This is a genomic window from bacterium, from assembly GCA_035380285.1.
Lineage (GTDB): Bacteria > Auribacterota > Erginobacteria > Erginobacterales > DAOSXE01 > DAOSXE01.
In genome coordinates this window covers 84,781-90,780 of record DAOSXE010000012.1, presented here as the reverse complement: position 1 = coordinate 90,780, position 6,000 = coordinate 84,781, and the positions used below count along the sequence as shown (strand labels likewise).

Annotated in this window: 5 protein-coding genes; 3 read left to right on the top strand and 2 right to left on the bottom strand. The window is 68.7% G+C overall.

The window, feature by feature from the left end; translation table 11 throughout:
* Nucleotides 1-6 precede the first annotated feature (6 nt).
* On the bottom strand, nt 7-963 hold the full coding sequence (gene hydE, locus PLZ73_06320; protein ID HOO77487.1) for a [FeFe] hydrogenase H-cluster radical SAM maturase HydE: 957 nt from the start codon (nt 961-963) through the stop codon (nt 7-9).
* Between the two features lie 128 nt (nt 964-1,091).
* Here hydE and PLZ73_06315 point away from each other — a divergent pair, with 128 nt between their 5' ends.
* The 3 genes from PLZ73_06315 (at nt 1,092) to PLZ73_06305 (ending at nt 4,767) form a co-directional block, all read left to right on the top strand.
* A complete protein-coding gene (locus PLZ73_06315) occupies nt 1,092-1,550 on the top strand; it encodes a tryptophan-rich sensory protein (protein HOO77486.1) in 459 nt (152 codons plus the stop codon).
* Nucleotides 1,551-1,553: 3 nt separating this feature from the next.
* The gene (gene hydG / locus PLZ73_06310) at nt 1,554-3,050 is read left to right on the top strand and encodes a [FeFe] hydrogenase H-cluster radical SAM maturase HydG (protein ID HOO77485.1); all 1,497 of its coding nucleotides are present in this window, start codon (nt 1,554-1,556) and stop codon (nt 3,048-3,050) included.
* A gap of 109 nt (nt 3,051-3,159) precedes the next feature.
* Complete coding sequence (locus PLZ73_06305) at nt 3,160-4,767, top strand: hypothetical protein (protein ID HOO77484.1); 1,608 nt, start codon at nt 3,160-3,162, stop codon at nt 4,765-4,767.
* Here the strand turns inward: PLZ73_06305 and hydF are convergent.
* On the bottom strand, nt 4,713-5,987 hold the full coding sequence (gene hydF / locus PLZ73_06300; protein HOO77483.1) for a [FeFe] hydrogenase H-cluster maturation GTPase HydF: 1,275 nt from the start codon (nt 5,985-5,987) through the stop codon (nt 4,713-4,715). The genes PLZ73_06305 and hydF overlap by 55 nt on opposite strands.
* Nucleotides 5,988-6,000 lie beyond the last annotated feature (13 nt).

Here is a 6,000-nt window from a genome sequence, read left to right as displayed (position 1 = left end):
CCGGGCTCAGGCCGTCCGCCGGGCCGGGGAGTCTCCCCGTTCCCCCGAGGCGCGTTTGCCCGCGGCCCGGGCGGCGTTGCCCGCCCGGGCCGGGCTGAAGCGGGCGCGCCGGTCGTAGATGGCGTAGCCGTCCCGGACGGCGGCGGGGGTGAACCCGACCATGAGGACGTTGGCCGCGGTCCGCAGGGCTTCCACCGGGTAGTTTTCCCCCAGCGAACCCAGGGCGGTGGTGGCGGGGATGTTGGCCCGGGGGAGGGCCAGGCGGACGGCGGCCAGGAAATCCAGGGCTTGTTCGGGGTCTCCCGGGGGGGCGTCTCCGAGCGGGGTGCGGGACTGGGGGAGGAAGGGTCCGGTCCCCACCATCTCCGGGGCGATTTCGGCCAGAAGTTCCAGGTCCCGTTCCAGACTGCCCCTCTCCTGGCCCGGAAGCCCGACGATGTTGCCGGTCCCGACCTCGTAGCCCAGGTCCGCCAGGAGGGCGAGGACGTCCAGCCGCTCCCGCAGTTCGCGCCCGGGGCGAAGACGGCGGTAGAGCCCGGGGTCGGAGGTTTCGAACTTGAGCAGGTAGCGGTCCGCCCCCGCCTCCCGGAAGGCCCGGTAGTCCCTCCGGGGCCGCTCCCCCAGGGAGAGGGTGACGGCGGCTTCCGGCTCCAGGGCCTTGATCCCCCGGATCAGGTCGCAGACCTCGCCGCGGCCGAGGCCGGGGTCGTCGCCGGCCTGGAGGACCACCGTGCGCAGGCCCGCCTGCAGGGCTGCCCGGGCCGCGACCAGCACCTCATCCCGCGCCATCCGGTACCGGGCCAGGCGGCGGTGGGAGCGGCGCAGGCCGCAGTAGAGACAGTCCCGAGAGCAGTGACTGGAGATCTCGATCAGGGCCCGCAGGAAGACCGTGTCCCCGAAGACGGCCCGGGTGGTCTCCCGCGCCCGTTCCCTGGATTCGTTGTCGGGTTTGCAGTCCGGCATGATCGTCGTTCCCGGTGCGGCCTCCGGCGATAGGGTAAACGATGGTACCGCGCGTTCCCAGCGCGAATCGTTACCCCCGGCGCGAAGACGGTTTCGTTTTTCCGGCTCCTGGATTATACTGCTGACTCATGAAGGCGTGCACGGCGGTCATCCTGGTCGTTCTTTCCTTTCTCCCCGGGCTCTCCGGATTTTTCTTCCGGCCCGGGGACTGGTACGAAGGCTTGGTCAAACCGGAGTTCACCCCTCCGGGGTTCGTCTTCAGCCTGGTCTGGCCCCTCCTCTATCTCCTGATGGGGATCGCTTCCGTCCTGGCCTGGAGGGGGGGGCGCGGGCGTTTTCGGTTCCCCTGGCTCCTTTTCGTCCTCCAGCTCGCCCTGAACGCACTCTGGCCCTGGATCTTCTTCGGGAAGCACAACCTGGTCTTCGCGGTGGTGGAGATCCTGCCCCTGGTCCTGGTCACCTTGCTGCTGCTTCTGGAATACGCCCGTCGCCGGCCCGCCGCCGGGCTCCTCCTCGTCCCCTACCTGCTCTGGCTCCTCTTCGCCATGCTTCTGGCCTATCGGTTTTTCCTCCTCAACCCGGTCTGACCCGTGAGCGAGCCCTCGACCGATCTCGACCGCTGGGTGCGGCAGCGGGTGCGGGCCGACCAGATCGAGCGCTACCTCGACGCCGGCCGCGATTTCATCCCCGAAGCGGAACTGGAACGGCTCCTGGCCCGCTCCTCCCCCCCGGACCCGGTCCGGGTGCGCGAAATCCTGGATAAATCCCGGCGGATCGAAACCCTGACCGCGGAGGAGACCGCCGTGCTGATCGCCGTCGCCGACCCGGCCCTCCGGGAGGAGATGTACCGGGCCGCGCTCGAGGTCAAGCTCAAGGTCTACGACAACCGGATCGTCACCTTCGCCCCCCTCTATACCGGCTCGCTCTGCGTCAACGACTGCGCCTACTGCGGGTTCCGGAGCGGAAACCGCTCCCTGGGGCGGGACCTGCTCTCGATGGATCGGATCCGCGCCGAGGTCGAAATCCTGGCCGGAACCATCGGCCACAAGCGCCTGATCCTGGTCTACGGGGAGCACCCCCGCAGCGGGATCGAGTACATGGCCGATTCCATCGCCGCCGTCTACGGGGTCAGGGTCCCGACCGCCCACGGCTTCAACAACATCCGGCGGGTCAACGTCAACGCCCCGGTCATGCCCGTGGAGGAGCTGAAGCTCCTCCACGAGGCCGGGATCGGCACCTACCAGGTTTTCCAGGAAACCTACCACCGGCCCACCTTCGAGAAGCTCCACCCCCGCAGGACGATCAAGGGGGATTACCGCTGGCGGCTCTACTGCATGCACCGGGCCTTCGAGGCCGGCATCGACGACGTCGGCATCGGGGCTCTCTTCGGCCTTTACGACTGGCGCTACGAGGTCCTGGGGCTGGTCTGCCACGCCCGCGAGCTGGAGGAGCGCTTCGGAATCGGCCCCCACACCGTCTCCTTCCCCCGGCTCCAGCCTTCCCTCAACTCCACCCTGGCCCAGGACTCCCCCTGGAAGGTGTCGGACGAGGATTTTCTCCACCTGGTGGCCGTCATCCGCCTGGCCGTTCCCTACACCGGAATGATCATCACCGCCCGGGAAAACGCCGGGATCAGGCGGGCTTCGGTGGCGTTGGGAATCACCCAGACCGACGCCTCCACCCGGATCGGGATCGGCGGGTACGGAGACGGCGCGCTGCCCCAGTCCTCCAGCGGCCAGCAGTTCCTGCTGGGGGATACGCGGAGCCTGGACGAGTTCATCCGGGAACTGGCGGAGTCGGGGTACGTCACCTCCTTCTGCACCGCCGGGTACCGCTGCGGGCGCACCGGGAAAAAGATCATGGACCTGCTCCGCAGCGGCCGGGAAGGGCGTTTCTGCAAGCTCAACGCCGTCCTCACCTTCCGGGAATGGCTGGACGATTTCGGCAGCCCCGCCACCCGCGCGGCGGCCGAACCCCTCATCCGGCGCGAGATCGAGGAGATCGCCGGGCTCCCGGGCGCGGCGGCTCGGCGCTTTCCGGAGTACTACGAGCGGACCGCCCGGGGCGAACGCGATCTCTATTTCTGACCCCGGTCCGGGCCGGACTTGCCTCCCCCTTCCCGTGACGCTATAATCGGACGGCGGCCGTCGCCGGCCGGGAACTGCTCCGAACCGACAGCAGGGAGGGAAGGGTTCCATGGCAGAGCGGGAACGTTACCGGTGGTTCGCGTTCGACGATTTCAACGGCCTCTTCGGGCTGCTCTTCGACAGCATGGCCGTGCTTTCCTTCCTGAGCGCGATCATGATCTTCGCCTTCGACTTCCCGGCCGAGATCGTCTATACCCGGATGATTCCCGGGAGCGCGGCGGCGGTGCTGTTCGGGGACATGGCCTACAGCTGGCTGGCGGTCCGGCTGGCCCGCCGGACCGGCAACATGGAGGTGGCGGCCATGCCCCAGGGGCTGGACGCCCCCTCCACCATCGGCCTGCCCCTGGCGGTCCTGGGCCCCGCCTTCGTCGCCCTGAAAAAATCGGGGTACACCCCCGCCGACGCCGCCCAGATCACCTGGCAGATCGGGATGGCCACGGTGATGATGATCGGGGTCTGCAAGTTCATGCTCGCTTTCTGCGGCAAATGGGTCCAGCGCATCATCCCCACCGGGGCGCTTTTGGGCTCGCTGGCGGGGATCGGCATCGCCCTGATCGGGTTCAATCCCCTGGTCAACATCTTCAGCGCCCCGGTGGTGGGGATGATATCCCTGGGGCTCATCTTCTACACGGTGGTGGCCCGGATCCAGCTCCCCTACAAGATCCCGGGGGTGCTCGCGGCCATCGTCCTCGGCACCGTCCTCTACCACCTCCTGGGCGAACTGGGGCTCTCGGTCGGCCACTACCGCCCCCCCCGGCTGGATTTCGACGCCGGCCTGCCCATCCCCACCCTGGGCTTCATCCGGGGGATACCCCACGCCCTGACCTTCCTCCCCATCGCCGTTCCCTTCGCTCTCCTCACCGTGGTCGGAGGGATCAACGTCACCGCCAGCGCCCAGATGGCGGGGGATGCGTACGACACCCGCAATATCCTGGTCATCGACGCCGTCTCCACCATGATCTCCGGCGTCTGCGGCGGCGTCGCCCAGACCACCCCCTACATCGGCCAGCCGGCGTACAAGCGCATGGGCTGCCGGGCCGGCTACACCTTCCTCACCGGGATCATCCTCGGGCTGGGGGGGATGCTGGGGGCCATCTCGTTTCTGATCGCCCTGGTGCCCGAGGCGGTCCTCGGGCCCATCCTGCTCTTCGTCGCCCTGGAGATCGTGTCCCAGGCCTTCATCTGTTCGCCCCGCGCCCACGCCCCGGCCGTGGCCCTGGCCATGTTCCCCTCGGTGGCGCGCCTGCTCAGCATCCAATTCGGCAACACCGCCCTCGTCCCCACCGCCAATTTCCAGAAGCTCATGACCGCCGTCACCGACACCCTCCCCCCGGTCCTGGTCGAGGTCTCCCTGGGCAACGGGTTCATCATCACCGGGATGCTCTGGGGGGCGTTCCTGATCCAGATGATCGACCGGCGGCTGCGCGCCTGTTCCGTCTACCTGCTGATCCTGGCCGCCCTCAGCTTCTTCGGGGTCGTCCACTCCGCCGACCCCACCGGGAGCATGTACCTCCCCTGGCTGCTCGGCTCCCCCGCCCGGGAGATCCCCTACCTCTTCACCCTGGCCTACCTGGTCCTGGCCGGGCTCTTTTTCGCCCTCTCCTATTCCTCCGAAGCCCGCTGCGGGTGCCCGCCCGACCCCGATATCCCGCTCTGAGGCGGCCCGGAGAGGCCGAAGGGAGCGACCACCCGGTCGAGGACCCCGCGCAGGTAGGAGATGCAGACCCCGTAGTTGGTGACGGGGACCCCGGCTTCCCGGGCCCGCTGTACGCGCAGGAGCACCTCCCGCCGCGAGATCATGCAGCCGCCGCAGTGGACGACCAGGCGGTAGTCGGAAAGATTCTCGGGGTATGCCCGGCCCGGGACGACGTCGAAGGCCGGGTTTCTGCCGGTGTACTCCCGCATCCAGCGCGGGATCTTGATCCGCCCGATGTCGTCTTCCAGGGGGTGGTGGGTGCAGGCCTCCGCGATCAGCACCCGGTCGCCGTCCCCGAGCGAGTCCACCGTCTTCACCGCTCGGACCGCCTCCGCCAGGTCCCCCTTCCATCGGGCGAAGAGGATGGAGAAGGTGGTGCAGGGGACGTCGGGCGGGGTCTCCCGGACCATCCGCTCGACCACCTGGGAATCGCAGACGACCAGCCCCGGGGGGCGGCGGAGCCCCGCCAGGGCGGCGGCGTAGCCGTCTTCCTTGACCGTGAGGGCGGCCTGGCCGTGGTCGAGAAGGTCCCGGATCGCCTGGACCTGGGGGAGGATGATCCTCCCCTTGGGGGCCTCCAGGTCGATGGGGACGATGAGGACGCAGGTCTCCCCCGGCCGCAGGAGGTCGCCCACCAGGGCGGGAGGCGCGACGAATTCCTCCGGGCAGAGTTCGATGAGGGCGGCGGTGAAGGATTGCAGGAACGGTTCTTTCCCCGGAAGGGAGACGCAGGAAACCTCGAGCCGGGCCGACGCCTTCTCCTCCAGGAGTTTCCGGAAGGCGCCGTCGGCGGGGGCGACGTCGATCTTGTTGACCACGGCCAGGCAGGGAATCCGCCGCCGTCGGCAGGCCGCGACGATCTCCTCCTCGTAGCCGGTCCAGATCCCGGCTTCGAGCACGAGCACGGCGATGTCGGTCCGGTCGTAGATTTTCCCGGTTGCCTCCAGGCGCGAGCCCGCCAGGACGGAGACGTCGTCGACCCCGGCGGTGTCCAGGAAGAGAACGGGTCCCAGGGGCAGCAGTTCCATGGCCTTGACCACCGCGTCGGTGGTCGTTCCCGGGTGGGGGGAAGTGATGGCCGTCTCCTGGCCGGTGATGAAGTTGAGCAGGCTCGATTTCCCGACGTTGGTCCGGCCGAAGATGCCCAGGTGCAGGCGCAGCGAATGCGGTGTTTTCAGCATCCCCTCTTCCCGG

Coding starts and splice junctions, on each gene's coding strand:
- PLZ73_06305 (HOO77484.1), top strand. CDS start 3,160: ATGGCAGAGCGGGAACGTTACCGGTGGTTCGCGTTCGACGATTTCAAC.
- PLZ73_06315 (HOO77486.1), top strand. CDS start 1,092: ATGAAGGCGTGCACGGCGGTCATCCTGGTCGTTCTTTCCTTTCTCCCC.
- hydF (HOO77483.1), bottom strand. CDS start 5,987: ATGCTGAAAACACCGCATTCGCTGCGCCTGCACCTGGGCATCTTCGGC.
- hydE (HOO77487.1), bottom strand. CDS start 963: ATGCCGGACTGCAAACCCGACAACGAATCCAGGGAACGGGCGCGGGAG.